The sequence below is a fragment of the Stutzerimonas degradans genome (assembly GCF_024448505.1).
Taxonomy (GTDB): domain Bacteria; phylum Pseudomonadota; class Gammaproteobacteria; order Pseudomonadales; family Pseudomonadaceae; genus Stutzerimonas; species Stutzerimonas degradans.
Genome location: NZ_JAMOHV010000007.1, coordinates 38644 through 56374 on the forward strand (window position 1 = coordinate 38644; position 17731 = coordinate 56374).

17 protein-coding genes are annotated in these 17731 nt (G+C 63.0%); 13 read left to right on the forward strand and 4 right to left on the reverse strand.

Annotation, left to right across the window (positions count from 1 at the left end):
- Positions 1-68: 68 nt before the first annotated feature.
- Positions 69-3761 (forward strand): methionine synthase, encoded by a 3693-nt coding sequence (gene metH, locus NAV27_RS11065; protein ID WP_102828368.1) that lies wholly within the window; start codon positions 69-71, stop codon positions 3759-3761.
- A complete protein-coding gene (locus tag NAV27_RS11070) occupies positions 3758-4084 on the forward strand; it encodes a DUF5629 family protein (RefSeq protein ID WP_102828367.1) in 327 nt (108 codons plus the stop codon). Before metH ends, NAV27_RS11070 begins: the two co-directional genes overlap by 4 nt.
- A gap of 12 nt (positions 4085-4096) precedes the next feature.
- On the opposite strand, the gene NAV27_RS11075 is transcribed toward NAV27_RS11070, so the two are convergent.
- Together NAV27_RS11075 and NAV27_RS11080 are read right to left on the reverse strand one after the other, a co-directional pair.
- Entirely contained in the window at positions 4097-4954 is an 858-nt protein-coding gene (locus NAV27_RS11075) for a DMT family transporter (RefSeq protein WP_102828663.1), read from the reverse strand.
- Positions 4955-5090: 136 nt separating this feature from the next.
- Entirely contained in the window at positions 5091-5387 is a 297-nt protein-coding gene (locus NAV27_RS11080; protein ID WP_102828366.1) for a DUF1883 domain-containing protein, read from the reverse strand.
- A gap of 112 nt (positions 5388-5499) precedes the next feature.
- Between NAV27_RS11080 and NAV27_RS11085 the strand changes: the two genes are divergently transcribed.
- From NAV27_RS11085 to NAV27_RS11120, 8 genes are all read left to right on the forward strand, one after another.
- Positions 5500-6648 carry an MFS transporter gene (locus NAV27_RS11085; protein WP_102828365.1) on the forward strand — a complete coding sequence of 383 codons (1149 nt, stop codon included), beginning with the start codon at positions 5500-5502 and terminating at the stop codon, positions 6646-6648.
- Positions 6649-6691: 43 nt separating this feature from the next.
- Positions 6692-7726, forward strand: a complete 1035-nt coding sequence (locus NAV27_RS11090) for an RNA methyltransferase (protein WP_102828364.1) — start codon at positions 6692-6694, stop codon at positions 7724-7726.
- A 77-nt stretch (positions 7727-7803) separates the two neighbouring features.
- Positions 7804-9144, forward strand: a complete 1341-nt coding sequence (locus NAV27_RS11095; protein ID WP_102828363.1) for a leucine-rich repeat-containing protein kinase family protein — start codon at positions 7804-7806, stop codon at positions 9142-9144.
- 38 nt (positions 9145-9182) lie between these two features.
- The gene (locus tag NAV27_RS11100) at positions 9183-9638 is read left to right on the forward strand and encodes a hypothetical protein (protein WP_008567856.1); all 456 of its coding nucleotides are present in this window, start codon (positions 9183-9185) and stop codon (positions 9636-9638) included.
- Positions 9639-9726: 88 nt separating this feature from the next.
- The gene (locus NAV27_RS11105; protein WP_102828362.1) at positions 9727-10260 is read left to right on the forward strand and encodes an Hsp20/alpha crystallin family protein; all 534 of its coding nucleotides are present in this window, start codon (positions 9727-9729) and stop codon (positions 10258-10260) included.
- Between the two features lie 122 nt (positions 10261-10382).
- The gene (locus tag NAV27_RS11110; RefSeq protein WP_102828361.1) at positions 10383-10601 is read left to right on the forward strand and encodes a DUF2970 domain-containing protein; all 219 of its coding nucleotides are present in this window, start codon (positions 10383-10385) and stop codon (positions 10599-10601) included.
- Positions 10602-10940: 339 nt separating this feature from the next.
- Entirely contained in the window at positions 10941-12599 is a 1659-nt protein-coding gene (locus tag NAV27_RS11115) for a nitrite/sulfite reductase (protein ID WP_102828360.1), read from the forward strand.
- Positions 12583-13083, forward strand: a complete 501-nt coding sequence (locus NAV27_RS11120; protein WP_003287890.1) for a DUF934 domain-containing protein — start codon at positions 12583-12585, stop codon at positions 13081-13083. Before NAV27_RS11115 ends, NAV27_RS11120 begins: the two co-directional genes overlap by 17 nt.
- 57 nt (positions 13084-13140) lie before the next feature.
- On the opposite strand, the gene NAV27_RS11125 is transcribed toward NAV27_RS11120, so the two are convergent.
- Positions 13141-14133, reverse strand: a complete 993-nt coding sequence (locus tag NAV27_RS11125) for a YhdH/YhfP family quinone oxidoreductase (RefSeq protein ID WP_102828359.1) — start codon at positions 14131-14133, stop codon at positions 13141-13143.
- A gap of 11 nt (positions 14134-14144) precedes the next feature.
- A complete protein-coding gene (gene sohB / locus NAV27_RS11130; protein WP_008567865.1) occupies positions 14145-15167 on the reverse strand; it encodes a protease SohB in 1023 nt (340 codons plus the stop codon).
- Positions 15168-15354: 187 nt separating this feature from the next.
- Between sohB and NAV27_RS11135 the strand changes: the two genes are divergently transcribed.
- The 3 genes from NAV27_RS11135 to NAV27_RS11145 all read left to right on the forward strand — a co-directional run bounded on the left by NAV27_RS11135 (position 15355) and on the right by NAV27_RS11145 (position 17710).
- Positions 15355-16065, forward strand: a complete 711-nt coding sequence (locus NAV27_RS11135) for a histidine phosphatase family protein (protein WP_102828358.1) — start codon at positions 15355-15357, stop codon at positions 16063-16065.
- Positions 16066-16127: 62 nt separating this feature from the next.
- Entirely contained in the window at positions 16128-16442 is a 315-nt protein-coding gene (locus tag NAV27_RS11140; protein ID WP_003287896.1) for an SCP2 sterol-binding domain-containing protein, read from the forward strand.
- A 200-nt stretch (positions 16443-16642) separates the two neighbouring features.
- Positions 16643-17710 (forward strand): phosphotransferase family protein, encoded by a 1068-nt coding sequence (locus NAV27_RS11145; RefSeq protein ID WP_102828357.1) that lies wholly within the window; start codon positions 16643-16645, stop codon positions 17708-17710.
- Positions 17711-17731: the final 21 nt, after the last annotated feature.

Sequence of the window (17731 nt, forward strand, 5' to 3'; positions counted from 1 at the left end):
GTGATCAAAAAGCATGCAGCTTTGCTATGATTGCCCACCTCTGTCACCCGCTCGTTCAGGTAGTCCCCATGTCCACTCGCAACACCCGCCTCCAGGCACTCCAGCACGCACTCAAGGAGCGCATCCTGATCCTCGACGGCGGCATGGGCACCATGATCCAGAGCTACAAACTGGATGAAGCCGACTACCGCGGCGAACGCTTCGCCGACTGGCCGCAGGACGTCAAGGGCAACAACGATCTGCTGCTTCTCAGCCGGCCGGATGTGATCCAGGCCATCGAAAAGGCCTACCTGGATGCCGGCGCCGACATCCTGGAAACCAACACATTCAACGCCACCCGGGTGTCCCAGGCCGACTACGGCATGGAAGAACTGGTCTATGAACTGAACGTGGAAGGCGCCCGTCTGGCCCGTGAAGTCGCCGATGCCAAGACCCAGGAAACCCCGGACAAACCGCGCTTCGTCGCCGGCGTACTCGGCCCGACCAGTCGCACCTGCTCCATTTCGCCGAACGTCAATGACCCGGGCTTTCGCAACGTCACCTTCGACCAGCTGGTGGAAAACTACAGCGAGGCCACCCGTGGCCTGATCGAGGGCGGCGCCGACCTGATCCTCATCGAGACCATCTTCGACACGCTGAACGCCAAGGCGGCGATCTTCGCCGTGCAGGGAGTGTTCGAGGAGCTGGGCGTCGAGCTGCCGATCATGATCTCCGGCACCATCACCGACGCATCCGGCCGTACCCTGTCCGGGCAGACCACCGAGGCGTTCTGGAACTCGGTGCGCCATGCCCAGCCGATCTCCGTCGGCCTGAACTGCGCGCTCGGCGCCAAGGACCTGCGTCCCTATCTTGAGGAACTGGCGACCAAGGCCGACACCTTCGTTTCGGCCCACCCCAACGCCGGCCTGCCCAACGCCTTCGGCGAATATGACGAAACCCCGGCGCAGATGGCCGAAGTGGTCGAAGAATTCGCCGCCTCGGGTTTCTTGAACATCATCGGCGGCTGCTGCGGCACCACACCAGCACATATCCAGGCGATTGCCGAGGCGGTGGCCAAGTACCCGCCGCGCGTCATTCCGGAAATTGCCAAGGCCTGCCGGCTGTCCGGACTGGAGCCGTTCACCATCGATCGCAGTTCGCTGTTTGTCAACGTCGGCGAGCGCACCAACATCACCGGTTCGGCCAAGTTCGCGCGGCTGATCCGCGAGGAGAACTATACCGAGGCACTGGAGGTCGCCCTGCAGCAGGTGGAAGCCGGCGCCCAGGTCATCGACATCAACATGGACGAGGGCATGCTCGACTCCAAGGCGGCGATGGTGCGCTTCCTCAACCTGATCGCCGGCGAGCCGGACATCTCTCGGGTGCCGATCATGATCGACTCCTCCAAGTGGGAAGTGATCGAGGCCGGTCTCAAGTGCATCCAGGGCAAGGGCATCGTCAACTCGATTTCCATGAAGGAAGGCGTCGAGCAGTTCAAGCACCACGCCCGGCTGTGCAAGCGCTACGGCGCCGCTGTGGTGGTGATGGCCTTCGACGAAGCTGGCCAGGCCGATACCGCCGCGCGCAAGCGCGAGATCTGCCAGCGCAGCTACGACATTCTGGTCAATGAGGTGGGCTTCCCGCCGGAAGACATCATCTTCGACCCCAACATCTTCGCCATCGCCACCGGCATCGAGGAGCACAACAACTACGCGGTCGACTTCATCGAGGCCTGCGCCTATATCCGCGACCATCTGCCCTACGCGCTGACCTCGGGCGGTGTATCCAACGTGTCGTTCTCTTTCCGCGGCAACAACCCGGTGCGCGAAGCGATCCACTCGGTGTTCCTGTTCCATGCGATCAAGGCGGGCCTGACGATGGGTATCGTCAACGCCGGCCAGCTGGAAATCTACGACGAGATTCCCAAAGAGCTGCGCGACGCGGTGGAGGACGTGGTGCTCAACCGCAGCGCCAACGGCACCGAGGCGCTGCTGGAACTGGCCGAGCAATACAAGGGCGGCGGCGCCGTGAAGGAAGCCGAGACCGAAGAATGGCGCAGCCTGCCGGTGGGCAAGCGGCTGGAGCATGCGCTGGTCAAGGGCATCACCACCTACATCGTCGAAGACACCGAGGAGTGCCGTCAGCAGTGCGCACGGCCGATCGAAGTCATCGAAGGTCCGCTGATGGCCGGCATGAACGTGGTCGGCGACCTGTTCGGCGCCGGCAAGATGTTCCTGCCGCAGGTGGTCAAGTCCGCCCGGGTGATGAAGCAGGCCGTGGCGCACCTGATCCCCTTCATCGAAGCGGAGAAAGGCGACAAGCCGGAAGCCAAGGGCAAGATCCTCATGGCCACCGTGAAGGGCGACGTGCACGACATCGGCAAGAACATCGTCGGCGTGGTGCTCGGCTGCAACGGCTATGATGTGGTCGACATGGGCGTGATGGTGCCGGCGGAAAAGATCCTGCAGACCGCCATCGCCGAGAAGTGCGACATCATCGGCCTCTCCGGCCTCATCACCCCGTCGCTCGACGAGATGGTCCACGTCGCCCGCGAGATGCAGCGCCAGGGTTTCAGCCTGCCCCTGATGATCGGCGGCGCCACCACCTCCAAGGCGCACACCGCGGTGAAGATCGACCCGCACTACAAGAATGACGCCGTGGTTTATGTCACCGACGCCTCGCGCGCGGTCGGCGTCGCCACCACGCTGCTGTCCAAGGAACTCAAGCCAGCCTTCGCCGAGAAGACCCGCGAAGAGTACGCCATGATCCGCGAGCGCACCGCCAACCGCAGCGCACGCACCGAGCGCCTGAGCTATGCGCAGGCGCTGGCGAACAAGCCGCAGTTCGACTGGGCGGCGTATACCCCGGTCAAGCCGAGCTTCACTGGCCGCCAGCTGCTGGAAGACATCGACCTGCGCACGCTGGTCGACTACATCGACTGGACGCCGTTCTTCGTCGCCTGGGACCTGGCCGGCAAGTACCCGCGCATCCTTGAGGACGAAGTCGTCGGCGAAGCCGCTACCTCACTGTTCAACGATGCCCAGGCGATGCTCAACAAGCTCATCGACGAGAAGTTGATTCGTGCCCGCGCGGTGTTCGGTTTCTGGCCGGCCAACCAGGTACAGGACGACGATCTGGAAGTCTACGGCGACGCTGGCGAGAAGCTCGCCACCCTGCATCACCTGCGCCAGCAGATCGTCAAACCCGATGCCAAACCGAACCTCTCGCTGGCCGACTTCGTCGCACCGAAGGACAGCGGCGTGACCGACTACGTGGGCGGCTTCATCTGCACCGCCGGTATCGGTGCCGAAGAAGTGGCCAAGGCCTACCAGGACAAAGGCGACGACTACAACTCGATCATGGTCAAAGCCCTCGCCGACCGCCTCGCCGAAGCCTGCGCCGAATGGCTGCACGAGCAGGTGCGCAAGCAGTACTGGGGCTACGCCAAGGACGAGCAGCTGAGCAACGAGGACCTGATCCGCGAGCAGTACAAGGGCATCCGCCCTGCCCCCGGCTATCCGGCCTGTCCGGATCACACCGAAAAAGGCACGCTGTTCCAGCTGCTCGATGCCGACGGCATCAGCCAGGTCACGCTCACCGAGCACTACGCCATGCTGCCCACCGCAGCCGTCAGCGGCTGGTACTTCGCCCATCCAGAAGCGCAGTACTTCGCCGTCGGCAAGGTCGACAAGGATCAGGTGGAAAGCTACTCAGCGCGCAAAGGCCAGAGCCTGGAAACCAGCGAACGCTGGCTGATGCCAAACCTGGGGTACGACGCATGAGTGACACCGACAACCCCTACCTGCTCGATCAGCTCGAAAGCGCCGACATGCTGGAAATCGACGGTCTGCACGCCTTCGATTTCACCCTCGACGAGGCGCTGCTCGACCAGGCGGACGCCGCCGCCGAAGCCGGACAACCGTTCGCCAGCGATGACATCGTGGTCAGCATCGAGGCGCTCGACGGTCGCGAACGCAAGCGCTGGCGCTTCAGCTACAACAGCGTGATGGAAGCCGAATACCAGGCCGAGGACGACAGCTGGCAGCTCGGCCCGCATCGCCTGAAATGCCTGGGCGCCGTCCAAGCCAGCAGCGAAGACGAATAACGTCGAGCGCAATCATTCGCGTCGCAGCAGCAAGGCGATGGCCAGCACGACCAGCAGGCTGCCTGGCAACCAGTGCCAGCCGATGCGCGCGGGCTGGTCGTAGAACAGCAGCAGCATCGACACGAATGGCACCAAATAGCTGTATGCCGTCACCGCGCCGGGCGTGAGCACGCTCGTCGCGCGTTGCTGCAGGAAAAACGTCATAGCGCTGGAGAACACACCCAGATAGATCACCAGCAGCACGTCTAGCGGATTCATGCGCAGCAACGCTGCCGATTGCTCCCAGACCAGTCCCATCAACGCAATGAGTACGGCGCCGGCCAGCAGGCTCCAGAAGGTTCGCAGGCCTGCCTGCGTCGGCAGCACACCACGGGCCAGGCCCCATTTGCTGAGCACCGGATACAGCGCCGAGGCGATGCAGCCGAGGAAGAACGCCAGCTCGCCCAGCCCCAGCTGCAAGCCCGTGAAGTTGCCACCGTTCTCCGCCCATGCCAGCCCCAGCGCGCCGGTTGCACCCAGCGCCAGAATGGTGAGCAAGCGACCGGCCGGGCGCTCGACGCCAAGCCCGCGGCCCAGGCCATACGCCAGCAACGGGACGCTGACGAACAGCGTGGCCATCGACAGCGCGGTAACCCGGTGCGCGACCCAGAACATGGTGCCGAAGAAGCCGGCCAGGCACAGCCCCATCAGCGCATAAAGCAGCCAGGTGCGGAGGCCCGGACGCCCATCGCTCTGGCGCCAGGCCAGCGGCGCCAGCACCAGCGCAGCGATGACGAAACGCATGGCCGTCAGCAGCAACGGCGGCAGCCCTTCGCTGAGCAGCCCCACCGCGGGAAACGACAAACCGACAAACAGCGCCCACAGCAGCATGCCCAGATGCGCAGCGGTAACCCGGCCGACGCCACCCGCGTCGGTCGTACGTTCGGTTTGCGATGAGAGAAAAGACAAGCGGTGTCGCTGGCTCACGGATCACTCCTGGATTCGTTGCCTGCGCGATAGCGGTCGCTTAGCGCGAGGCGGACCGTCGAATGACCTTGATCGAATAGGTAAGGTTCGGTTTGCGCGTCACGCTGATGGGCTTGCGGGTCACCGTATCGATGGTGATGTTCCAGAACCCCGAACTCGGCACCACGATCTTCGCCGGAAAGCGGTCGAAGGCGCCGCCATGATAGGTATGGCGTCCGCCGTTCCTGAAGCTGCGAAAGTTCGCATCGTTCATCAGGCGGATATTGCAGGTCTGCGAGCACTGGATGACGACGATATCGTCCTCATCGAGTTGCTCGCGCTGGTGTATGAACTTCATCGAGGGGCTCCCGCAGGTTACAGCCGGCAAAGCGAGACGATAGCATGCCGCCTCGCACCGGACGTTACATGGCGCCCGCTCCGCTCACCGCCTCACCCAAGGACCGTCGCGCATGTCCGCGCTGCCAACCACTGCCGATCTCACCTCGCCGCTCGTGCGGCACGCCACGCGCTGCGGCTTCTTCATGGCCGGTTTCGGCCTGTCCGTCTGGGCGCCGCTGGTGCCTTACGTGCGCGCACGGATCGAGATGAGCGATGCGCTGTTCGGCCTGTTGCTGCTGTGCATCGGTCTCGGCTCGCTGAGCTGGATGCCTGTTTCGGGCGTGCTGGTGGCGCGCTGGGGCATCCGGCCGGTGATTCTCTGCTGCGTCGCGCTGCTGGCCCTAGCGCTGGCCGGCATGGCGCTGGTCGATTCGATCTGGCTGCTGGCGCTGGCACTGTTCTGCTTCGGCGGCAGCCTCGGCGTGCTGGATATCGTGCTCAACATCCAGTCGCTGCTGATCGAGGGCGCGCTGGGACGGCGCCTGATGTCCAACTTTCACGGCATGTTCAGCCTTGGCTCTATCAGCGGCGCGCTGGCGTTGACCGCCCTGCTCTCGCTCGGCCTGAGCGCCGAAGCCGGCTGCTTGCTGATGATCGTGCTGATCGTGGCGGCGAACCTCGCGGTACTGCGTGGCTTCGTGCCCGACCGAGCACCAGCTGGCGGCGGTGCCTTCGTGCGGCCCAGCGGGCAAGTGTTGCTGGTCGGGTTGCTGTGCTTCGTGGTTTATCTGGCCGAGGGCGCCGTGCTCGACTGGAGCGCCCTGTTCCTCACCACCGACAAGCACCTGGAGACCGCCAAGGGCGGCCTGGGCTACGCCAGTTTCGCGCTGATGGTGACTATCGGCCGCTTCGCCGGCGCACCGATCGTCAACAGCCTCGGTACCGCGCGAACCATCGCCTTGGGCGGCGTGCTCGCCGCCATGGGCATCGCGCTGAGCATCTTCGCCGAACACTGGGCGCTGGCGCTGGTGGGCTACGGGCTGTGCGGACTGGGCTGCGCCAACGTCTCACCGGTACTGATTTCCTCGCTCAGCCGCCAGGACGCGATGCCGGTGCATCTGGCGGTCACCGCCGCGACCACGGTGGGCTTCGCCGGGGTGCTGGCCGGTCCGGCGCTGATCGGTCTGATCGCACATTACAGCTCGCTCGCCGTCGCCTTCGGCCTGCTCGCGCTGATGCTGCTGAGCATTGCCTTCGGCAGCCGGCGTTTCGCCGACTAAGCGCCTGCCCTTTCTGCGAGCGGCCCGCTAGAATGCGCGCCCCATGCGTATCCACGATATCCACCAGTCGTTCGCCGCCGTCGGCGCCAAACCCCGCCACATCGGGCGGATGACCCGTGCCTGGCTACTCGGCCGCGACATTTCCATCGGCCGTCGCCAGCAGCAGGCAGAGGACTTCCTGCCGCTCAGCGTGCGCGAAGCCCTGCCGCAATTGGCCATGGAGCTGGACAAGCTGGCGCGCCTGCGCTCCGAACACCCCGCCGCCGATGGCTCGGCGCGCCTGCTGGTGGAGCTGGCCGACGGACAGATGGTGGAAAGCGTGCTGCTGCCGCGTGATGGCCTATGTGTATCCAGCCAGGTCGGTTGCGCGGTGGGCTGCCTGTTCTGCATGACTGGCAAGAGCGGCCTGCTGCGCCAGCTGGGTAGCGCTGAAATCGTCGCCCAGGTCGCCCTTGCCCGCCGCTTTCGCCCGGTGAAGAAAGTCGTGTTCATGGGCATGGGCGAGCCGGCACACAACCTCGACAACGTACTCGAAGCCATCGATCTGCTCGGCACCGATGGCGGCATCGGGCACAAGAATCTAGTGTTCTCTACCGTTGGCGATCCGCGCGTGTTCGAGCGCCTGCCGCAGCAGCAGGTCAAGCCCGCGCTTGCGCTGTCGCTGCACTCGACCGATGCCGAGCTGCGTCAGGCGCTGCTGCCGCGCGCGCCGCGCATCGATCCCGAGGAGCTGGTCGAACTCGGCGAAGCCTATGCGCGCCAAACCGGCTTTCCCATCCAGTACCAGTGGACGCTGCTCAAGGGCATCAATGACCATCAGGACGAGATGGACGGCATCCTGCGCCTGCTCAAGGGCAAGTACGCCGTGATGAACCTGATCCCCTACAACAGCCTGGAAGACGATGCCTACCAGCGCCCGGACGGCGAGCGCATCGTACAGATCGTGCGGTACCTGCACAGCCGCGGCGTGCTGACCAAGGTACGCAACTCGGCGGGCCAGGACATCGACGGCGGCTGCGGCCAACTGCGCGCGCGTGCAGAGCAGACTCTGGCGCGGCGTCCGACGCGAACGAGCTGAACGCCCGACAGCCCGCACTGTCCTAGCCAGAGCCGCTCGGACCGAGCGAAACACCGCCAGCCCGCAAGGACGCCACCATGCACACCCTGGAACAACTCGAGCGCGGCGATCTGGCCGGCATCACCCGCCTGGACCTGTCTGCCGACCTGCGGGAGTTTCCCGAGGCCATCTTCGGCCTGGCCGACACGCTGGAAGTCCTCAATCTTTCGGGCAACCAGCTGAGCGCGCTGCCGGCCGATCTGTCGCGCCTGCATCGTTTGCGCATCCTGTTCTGCTCCGATAATGCCTTCAGCCAGGTACCGGAATGCCTGGGCGACTGCGCGCAACTGGAGATGGTCGGCTTCAAGGCGAACCGCATCACCCACCTGCCCGCCAACGCACTGCCGGCGCCGTTGCGCTGGCTGATCCTGACGGACAACCTGCTATCAGAAATTCCCGCCGAGCTCGGTACCTGCAGCCGACTCCAGAAGCTGATGCTGGCCGGCAATCGGCTGCGCTCGCTGTCCGAGCAGCTGCAGGCTTGTACCCGTCTGGAACTCCTGCGCATCGCCGCCAACCGTCTGGAAGCGCTGCCTGATTGGCTGCTGCACTTGCCGCGGCTGGCCTGGCTGGCGTTTGCCGGCAACCCGTTCAGCGACGCCGAGGAGATCCGCGCCCTCGCCGCCCATCCCAGCCCCGCGGTCGCACGGGAACAGCTCGCACTGCATGAAGTACTGGGTCAGGGCGCGTCCGGCATCATCCATCGGGCCAGCTGGCACACGCCTCATGGCGTCCGGCCGATGGCGGCCAAGCTGTTCAAGGGCAGCCTGACCAGCGACGGCCTGCCACACAGCGAGATGGCGGCCTGCCTTGCGGCCGGTGCGCACCCGAACCTGGTCCAGGTCGCCGGGCCGCTGGCGGAGCAACCCGACAGCCCGGCCGGCTTGTTGATGGAGCTGATCGCGCCGGCATTCCAGCCGCTGGCCGGGCCGCCGTCGCTGGCCAGCTGCACACGTGACTGTTACGCCGCCGACAGCCGATTCAGCGTCGAGCAGGTACTGCGCATCGGCCACGGCGCCGCCTCGGCGGTTGCGCACCTGCACGAGCGCGGCATCCTGCATGGCGACCTCTATGCGCATAACCTGCTAGTCAACCCGCACGGCCAGTGCCTGCTCAGCGATTTCGGCGCGGCATCATTCTTTGGCGCCGACAGCCGCACCGGCCAGGCGTTGCAACGTATCGAGGCGCGCGCCTTCGGCTGTCTGCTCGAAGAACTGCTGCAGCGCTGTACGGACGCCGGCGACGAGCGCTTGCTTCAGGTCGACCAGCTGCGTCAGCAATGCCTGCTCAACGAAAGCCGCGAGCGCCCAGATTTCGCCTCGCTGACAGCCAGCCTGGCGCGAGTCCAAGCGTCCTGCGAAGCGACCGCCGGCGCCTAACTGTCACGCTTAGCCTTTCATCGAACGGGGAAACTGTCATGCCGTCCCGCGAAACCTCCTCCGACACTGACCATGCTCGCTATCCCGCGCCCTTTACCGACGCGGCGCTGGCTGACGACCCGTTCGTAAAGGGGCTCAAGCAGCGCCTGCCGGAAACGCTGCGCGAATCGTTCACGGACGCGCAACTCGAAGCGCTACGCCAGGTGTTCGGCGCGCGCTCCTGGGTCAAGCACAAGGTCGATCTGCGCGGTACCTTCCGCCTGCTGGGCGCGCAGTACTACTTTGCTGTGCTCGCCGGGCGCAACAAACGCGGCCACTCACGCACTGAGCAACACCTTTCACTGGCTGCCAAGGCTGCGCTAGCTACACTTTTCCTGCTGTTCAGTACTCTGCTCGGACTGGCGATTCTCTACCTGGTCAAGTCGGCGCTGGGCATTGACCTGCTGCCCAACTACTCGTTCGGCCTGTGGGACTGGTTCAAGGCGAACATCTGATATGACTTGACGGGAATCAAACGCTGCTCCGGTGAAGAGACCAAACTGATTTGGCCTTACGCAACCACACGCTTAATGGAGGTTACAAATGACAGACACGTCGAACAAACCTGCAGCAAGTGACGCCAAGGAGTCCAGCGCCCAGCCGCCAGTCAGCCAGGAAAGCTGGCGCCCGTTCGAAGGCCTGCGTCGGCAGATTGATCGCCTGTTCGATGATTTTGATCGTTCCTGGCATCGGCCCAGCCGCCACAGCCTGGAAACCACGCCATTCTGGCAAGGCGGGCTCAGCCGTATGCCCGCGGTGGACGTGGTCGAGAAGGACCACGCCTTTGAAATTACCGCCGAACTGCCGGGCATGGATCAGGCCGACATCGAGGTAAAACTGGTCGGCGATACGCTGGTCATCAAGGGCGAAAAACGCCAGGAGCGTAAAGAAGAGAAGCAGGGTTATCACCTCTCCGAACGCTCGTTCGGCAGCTTCCAACGCAGCTTCGCCCTGCCGGACGGAGTCGACCGCGAGCAGATCGACGCCCGTTTCAGCAAGGGCGTGCTGTCGCTGACGCTGCCGAAGAAGCCCGGCGCCCAGCCAGGCGAGAAAGCCATCTCGATCAAGGCCGACTGACAACGGAGCGACCGCAGGTCTGATGAATGGTCGGACCTGCGGTCTGGGTTTCTCCGTCGACCACCTGAAACATGTGCGCGCTCGACTAGACTCCAGACAAAGTCCCCGCACGAGTCTGCAACATGAGCGACGAACCGCAGCACAAACCCATGACCCTGCGCCAGATGCTGCAAAGCGTATTCGCCGCCGCGCTAGGCGTTCAGAGCGGCAAGAACCGCGCCCGCGATTTCACTCAGGGCAAGCCTGGCCATTTCATCCTGCTCGGCGTCGGCTTCACGATGATCTTCGTGCTGGTGCTCATTGCGCTGGTCCGGCTGGTGATCCACCTCGCCGGTGCGTGAGCCCGGCGCTACTGATAACTGAGCCAGAAGATCGCCGTGCCGACTGTGAGCAGGATCAGGGCGAGAATGGCGGCCGCATCTACCAGACTGTCGCGATGATTCATGGAACATCTCCATTGGCTATGAGCGAAAGCACTGTCACGAGACCAGTAAAGATCATCGCTAGGCACCCTTCCCGGTCAACGGTCCGATAGCGCCAGAATCGCGTGTTTCGTTCTAAACATATTCCCAAACATCACTTTTGCGTATAACCACGAGCTGGTATCTTGCCGCCCTTCCTCGTAGGGTGCGCAGCCGTGCGCGCGACAAGCTGTAGCCAGCCTGAAAACAGGACACTTCATGTACGTTTACGATCAGTACGACCAACACATCATCGAGGACCGGGTCCGTCAGTTCCGCGATCAGACCCGCCGATTCCTCGCGGGTGAGCTTGCCGGTGACGAATTCCTGCCGCTGCGCCTGCAGAACGGCCTGTATATCCAGCGCTTCGCCCCGATGCTGCGCATCGCCGTTCCTTATGGTCTGCTGTCTTCCACTCAGCTGCGCAAGCTGGCGTATATCGCCCGCCGCTATGACAAGGGCTACGCGCATGTAAGCACGCGCACCAACGTGCAATTCAACTGGCCGGAACTCGAAGACGTCCCAGACATTCTCGCCGAGCTGGCGACCGTGCAGATGCATGCGATCCAGACCAGCGGCAACTGCATCCGCAACACCACCACCGACCAGTTCGCAGGCGTTGCCCACGACGAACTGATCGACCCGCGCCCGTGGTGCGAAATCATTCGCCAATGGTCGACGTTCCATCCGGAATTCGCCTACCTGCCGCGCAAGTTCAAGATTGCCGTCAACGGCGCCGTCAGCGACCGCGCCGCCATCGAGGTGCATGACATCGGGCTGGAAGCGGTGCACAACGCCGCCGGCGAGCTAGGCTTCCGCGTCTCGGTTGGCGGTGGCCTGGGCCGCACGCCGATTGTCGGCAGCTTCATCCGTGAATTCCTGCCGTGGCAGCATCTGCTCAGCTACCTGGAAGCCATCGTGCGGGTCTACAACCGCTACGGTCGTCGTGACAACAAGTTCAAGGCGCGTATCAAGATTCTGGTCAAGGCGCTGACCCCGGAAGTTTTCGCCGAGCGCGTCGAGGCCGAGTGGGCCCACCTGAAAGATGGCCCGAGCACCCTGACCGATGCCGAAGTCGAGCGCATCGGGCGCTTCTTCGTCGATCCGGCCTACAAAGAACTGGAAGATCAGAGTGCTGCCCTCGCGCAGCTGGACGCCGAACACCCCGGCTTCGCTCGCTGGCGCCAGCGCAACGTGGTCGCGCACAAGAAGCCCGGTTATGCCGCCGTGACACTGTCGCTGAAGAGCACCGGCAACACGCCTGGTGACGTCACCGACAAACAGCTCGACGCCATCGCCGACCTGGCCGACCGCTACAGTTTCGGCGAGGTGCGCAACTCCCACGAGCAGAACATTATTCTTGCGGACGTCGAGCAAAGCCGTCTGTTCGAGCTGTGGCACGAGCTGCGCGAACTCGGCGTAGCGACACCGAACATCGGGCTACTGACCGACATCATCTGCTGCCCCGGCGGCGATTTCTGCTCGCTGGCGAACGCCAAGTCGATCCCGGTGGCCGAAGCCATTCAACGCCGCTTCGACGATCTGGATTACCTGTTCGACATCGGTGATCTGGACTTGAACATCTCCGGCTGCATGAACGCCTGCGGTCATCACCACATCGGTCATATCGGCATTCTTGGCGTCGACAAGAAAGGCGCCGAGTTCTATCAGGTCTCGCTGGGCGGCAGCTCCGGCCGCGATTCCAGCCTGGGGCAGATTCTCGGCCCGTCCTTCGCGCAGGACGTCGTGCCGGATGTGATCGAAAAGATCATCAGCGTCTATGTGGAGCTGCGTACCGAAGATGAACAGTTTATCGACACCTTCCGCCGCGTCGGCATCGATCCCTTCAAGGAGCGAGTGTATGCAGCGAATCATTAAGAACGAGCAGATCATCGACGAAACCTGGCACCTGCTGCCCAAGGAAGAGACGCTGGACGGCCTGTCCAACTGCGATGACGTGATCGTACCGCTGCACCTGTGGATCGATCACGCACACGCACTCAAGGCGCGTGACGGTGGCCTGGGCATCTGGCTGGATTCCAACGAGGAAGTCGAAGAGATCGCCGACGATCTGGAACACTTCCAGGTAATTGCGCTCAACTTCCCCAAGTTTACCGACGGGCGCCACTACTCCAGCGCCCGCCTGCTGCGCGAACGCTATGGCTACAAGGGCGAGATCCGCGCAATTGGCGATGTGCTGCGCGATCAGCTGTTCTACATGCGCCGCTGTGGCTTCGATGCGTTTGCCATTCGTGCCGATCGCGACCCGGAAGACGCGCTGCAGAGCCTGAAGGACTTCTCCGTGCGCTACCAGGCAGCAGTGGACGAGCGCCTGCCGTTGTTCCGCCGACGTCAGGGCTGAATCGCACACATAAAAAACCCGCCTGATGGCGGGTTTTTTCATTTACGCAACAGGCTGTCAGTCCAGCCGCACCAGCACCCGCCCCACTTGCTGCCCGGCCAGGATACGCTCGATCGCACCAGGCAATTGTTGTAGGTCGATCTCCTCGGCCAGCTCGTCCAGGTGCGGCAGACGCCATTGCAGCGAGAGCTTGTCCCACATCGAGGCCTTCTCGACCAGCGGAATCTCGACCGAGTCGACACCCAGCAGGTTGACCCCGCGCAGGATGAACGGCAGCACGCTGGCTGAAAACTGCGTTCCGGCGGTCAGACCGCAGCAGGCCACACTAGCCCCACGCTGCAACGACTTCACCACGTTGAACAGAATCTCCCCGCCGACGGTATCCACTGCACCGCCCCATTGCTCTTTCAGCAGCGCCTTCTCTGTTCCAGCCTGCAACACGCTGCGCTCGACGATCTGGCTGGCGCCCAGACGACGCAGCAGCTCGCCCTGCTCTGCCTTGCCAGTCATGGCCGCAACGGTATAGCCCAGCCGTGCCAGCAAAGCCACGGCAATACTGCCCACCCCGCCGGTAGCGCCCGTGACCAGCACCGGCGCCGCACCAGGCTCCAATCCCGCGCGCTCGAGCTTCTCGACACACAGTGCAGCGGTCAGGCCGGCGGTTCCGAGGATCATCGAATCCCGCAGCGAGAGTCCTTGCGGACGTTTGATCACCCAGGCCGCGGGAACACGGATGTACTGGCCGAAACCACCTGCGGTGTTCATGCCCAGATCGTAGCCGGTGACAATCACCTCATCGCCAGCCTTCAGCTCGGCGACGCTCGACGCCTCGACCACGCCCGCTGCATCGATACCCGGCGTATGCGGATACTGGCGGGTCACGCCGCGATTGCCGCTGGCCGAGAGCGCGTCCTTGTAGTTCAACGAAGAATAGCGCACCCGGATGAGCACCTCGCCGGCGGGCAACTCATCGATCGCCCGCTCGACGATACGTGACGCGAAATGTCCCTGCCCGTCCTCGCTGACCTGCAATGCCTTGAAGCTACCCATGCGCCTCTCCTCTATCGCCAGAATTTCTGTTCGTTGATTTGTTTCCAGCCCTTGGCCACGCCGTGCTCGATCAAAGCGCTGGCCGCCATGCCAAAGCGCTCGGGCAGACTCTTTTTCTGCGCATAGTGCAGATGGAAAAGCTCCGCCTCATGCGCGCGCTCAGCCAGATACTGGTCGCTGGTCTTGATCTCGTCAGCCAGGTGCTTGCCCAGCGCGGCGGTGCCCAGCCAGACCTCGCCGGTGGCTACGTCGTCGATGCTGACCTGCTGCCGATAACGCGCAACGAAGTTCTTGAACAGGTCGTGCGTGGTCTGCAGGTCTTCCTGGAATTTCTCCCGGCCCTTCTCGGTGTTCTCACCAAAGACGGTCAGCGTGCGCTTGTACTCACCCGCGGTAAGCACTTCGAAGTCAACGTCATGCTTCTTCAGTAACCGATGCAGGTTGGGCAGTTGCGCCACCACACCGATGGAGCCGAGGATGGCGAACGGTGCGGTAAGAATCCGATCGCCGATGCAAGCCATCATGTAGCCGCCGCTGGCCGCAACCTTGTCGACACAGACCGTCAGCGGCACGCCGGCATCGCGGATACGCACCAACTGCGAAGCCGCCAGGCCATAGCTGTGCACCATGCCGCCGCCACTTTCCAGACGCAGCACCACTTCATCCTGCGGTGTGGCCAGGGTGAGCAGCGCGGTAATTTCGTGACGCAGACTTTCGACGGCGGACGCTTTGAGGTCGCCATCGAAGTCCAGCACGAATACGCGTGACGGCGTTTCGGACTTCTTCGCCTGCTTCGCGGCTTTCGCCTCGCGCTTGCGCTGCGCCTTGAGCTGATCTTTCTCCAGTACCGATTGCTCGAGGCGCTCGCGCATCGCCTTGTAGAAATCGTTGAGCTTGTGCACCTGCAAATTGCCGCCGCTCGACTTGCCGCGACCACGTCGTGACGATGCCACGACGATGAGTACGACCACGATGGCCAGCACCAGTGTCACGGTCTTGGCCAGAAAACTGGCGTAATCGGCAAGAAATTCCACGATCGCTCCTTGGATTTGGATGACAGCCGCTGGCATACGCTTGTGCGGCGCCGGATGGGCAAGCATACCGGGGCGCCTGTAGCGGAACCAGCGCGCGCCAAATTCAAACAAACGTATGAATTGTCGTTGACACTCCCCGTCGCTCCTCCTACCCTCGCGAAAAACCAGCGAACGGGCACGACAACACATGGGCAGCATCTACCTGATCAGACATGCTCAGGCGTCTTTCGGTGCACAGGACTACGACGTGCTCTCGCCGCTGGGCTACCGCCAGGCTGAAGCGCTGGGCGACTATCTGGCGCAGCTCGGCATCCACTTCGATCGCTGCATCAGCGGTGAACTGCATCGCCAGCAGGACACCGCCCGCACCACACTTGCCCGTCTGGATCGATCGGATAAAGGTCCGCCTCCGCTGGAAATCGACGCAGCGTTCAACGAGTTCCAAGCCGATGCGGTGATTCGTGCGCATCTTCCCGAGCTGCTGGAAGTCGAACCGAACGCCCTGCATATCCTGCGCAATGCTGCCAGTCACCGCGCGGAATTTCAGCGCCTGTTCACCTTCGTCGTGCACCGCTGGATTTCCGGCGAACATGAAAAGGAAGAACTGGAAAGCTGGAGCAGCTTTCTCGAGCGCGTCGCCGGCGGCCTGGAGCGCCTGCTCGAGCAGGCCGAAAAGAGCGACAAGATCGCCGTCTTTACTTCCGGCGGCACCATTACCGCGCTGTTGCAGCGAATCATCGGCGTACCGGCGGTGAAGGCATTCGAATTGAACTGGCAGATCGTCAATACCTCACTCAGCCAGTTGAAATTTCGCGGCCGCGAGGTCGCGCTCGCTTCGTTCAACAGTCATGCGCATCTGCAATTGTTGAAGAACCCGGAGCTTGTCACTCACCGATAAGCCCAGCCCAAGAGCGGCCCCAGGCTGCATGTTTCATCCACATCAAAATAAAGGAACACGTCATGAGCAACGTTGCCGAAACCTTCAAGGGCATGCAGTCCAAATTCAACCCGAGCGCCGCGGCCGGACTGGATCTGGTCTTCCAGTTCAACATCACCGACGCCGAGAACTACTACCTGACCGTCAAGGACGGCACCTGCGATCTGCAGCAGGGCGACTCCAGCGATGCCAACGTTACCCTGATCATGGATAGCGAAACCATGCAGGGCATCGTCAGCGGCGAAACCGACGGCATGCAGGCGTTCATGGGCGGCAAGCTGCGCACCGAAGGCGACATGATGCTGGCGTTGAAACTCAGCGAACTGTTCCCCGCGTAAGGCGAGCCAAGCGACACCGGAACCGAAGCCATCTGGCTTCGGTTTTTTTATGAGCCGAGCCCGCTGCGCGAGCGATCAGCCACCCTGATCAGGCACCAACAGCTTCGCCAATAACAGCTGACCAACCTTGGTTCGCATCACCCGCAGCATTAGATTACTGAATCATCTCGAGCACCAAACATAAGCAGAAGGGATAAAACATGGCGCTTACGGATCAAACCACGCGTATCCGCGAAGGCGAGGAGCTACCGGTCGAGGCTGTGGACCGCTACCTCAAGGCGCACATAGCCGATTTGGAAGGCAGCCCGCGGATTTCGCAGTTTCCCGGCGGCGCATCGAATCTCACCTACCTGCTCGAATACCCGAACCGTGAGCTGGTGCTGCGTCGCCCGCCCTTTGGCCGCAAGGCCAAGTCCGCCCACGACATGGGCCGCGAGTTCCGCATCCTCAACCAGCTGAACGCCGGGTTTCCGTATTGCCCCAAGGCCTACGCCCATTGCACCGACGAGTCGGTAATCGGCGCCGAGTTCTACGTGATGGAACGCGTGAACGGCATCATTCTGCGTGCCGAGCTGCCGCCGGAGCTGAATTTCGACGAAAGCCAGACGCGCGCACTTTGCGAAAGCTTCATCGACAAGCTCGTGGAGCTGCACAACGTCGATTACCAGGCCTGTGGGCTGGCAGATCTGGGCCGACCGGAAGGCTATGTGAAACGCCAGATAGAAGGCTGGAGCGAGCGTTATGAGCGCGCCCTGACGCCCGATGCGCCGCAGTGGACGCCGGTAGTCGCCTGGCTGAAGGCCAAGATGCCGGCCGATCATCCCAAGCCCGGCATCGTCCATAACGACTACCGCTTCGACAACGTCATCCTCAACCCGCAAAACCCGATGCAGATCATCGGTGTGCTGGATTGGGAAATGACCACCATCGGCGATCCGCTTATGGATCTGGGCAATACGCTGGCCTACTGGATCGAAGCGAACGACCCGCCCGCCATGCAGGCCATGCGCCGGCAACCCAGCCACCTGCCCGGCATGCACACCCGCGCGAGCTTCGTCGAGTACTACGCTCGCCGCGCCGGCATCGAAATCCCCTGCATCGACTTCTATTACACCTATGGCCTCTTCCGGCTCGCCGGGATCATCCAGCAGATCTATTACCGCTTCTATCACGGGCAAACGCAGGACCAGCGTTTCGCCCGCTTCATCACCATGAACCGTTTGCTCGAACAAAAAGCGCTGCACGTGATCGAGCACTCTCAGCTCTGAACCCACTTCGGCTCCAGCGAT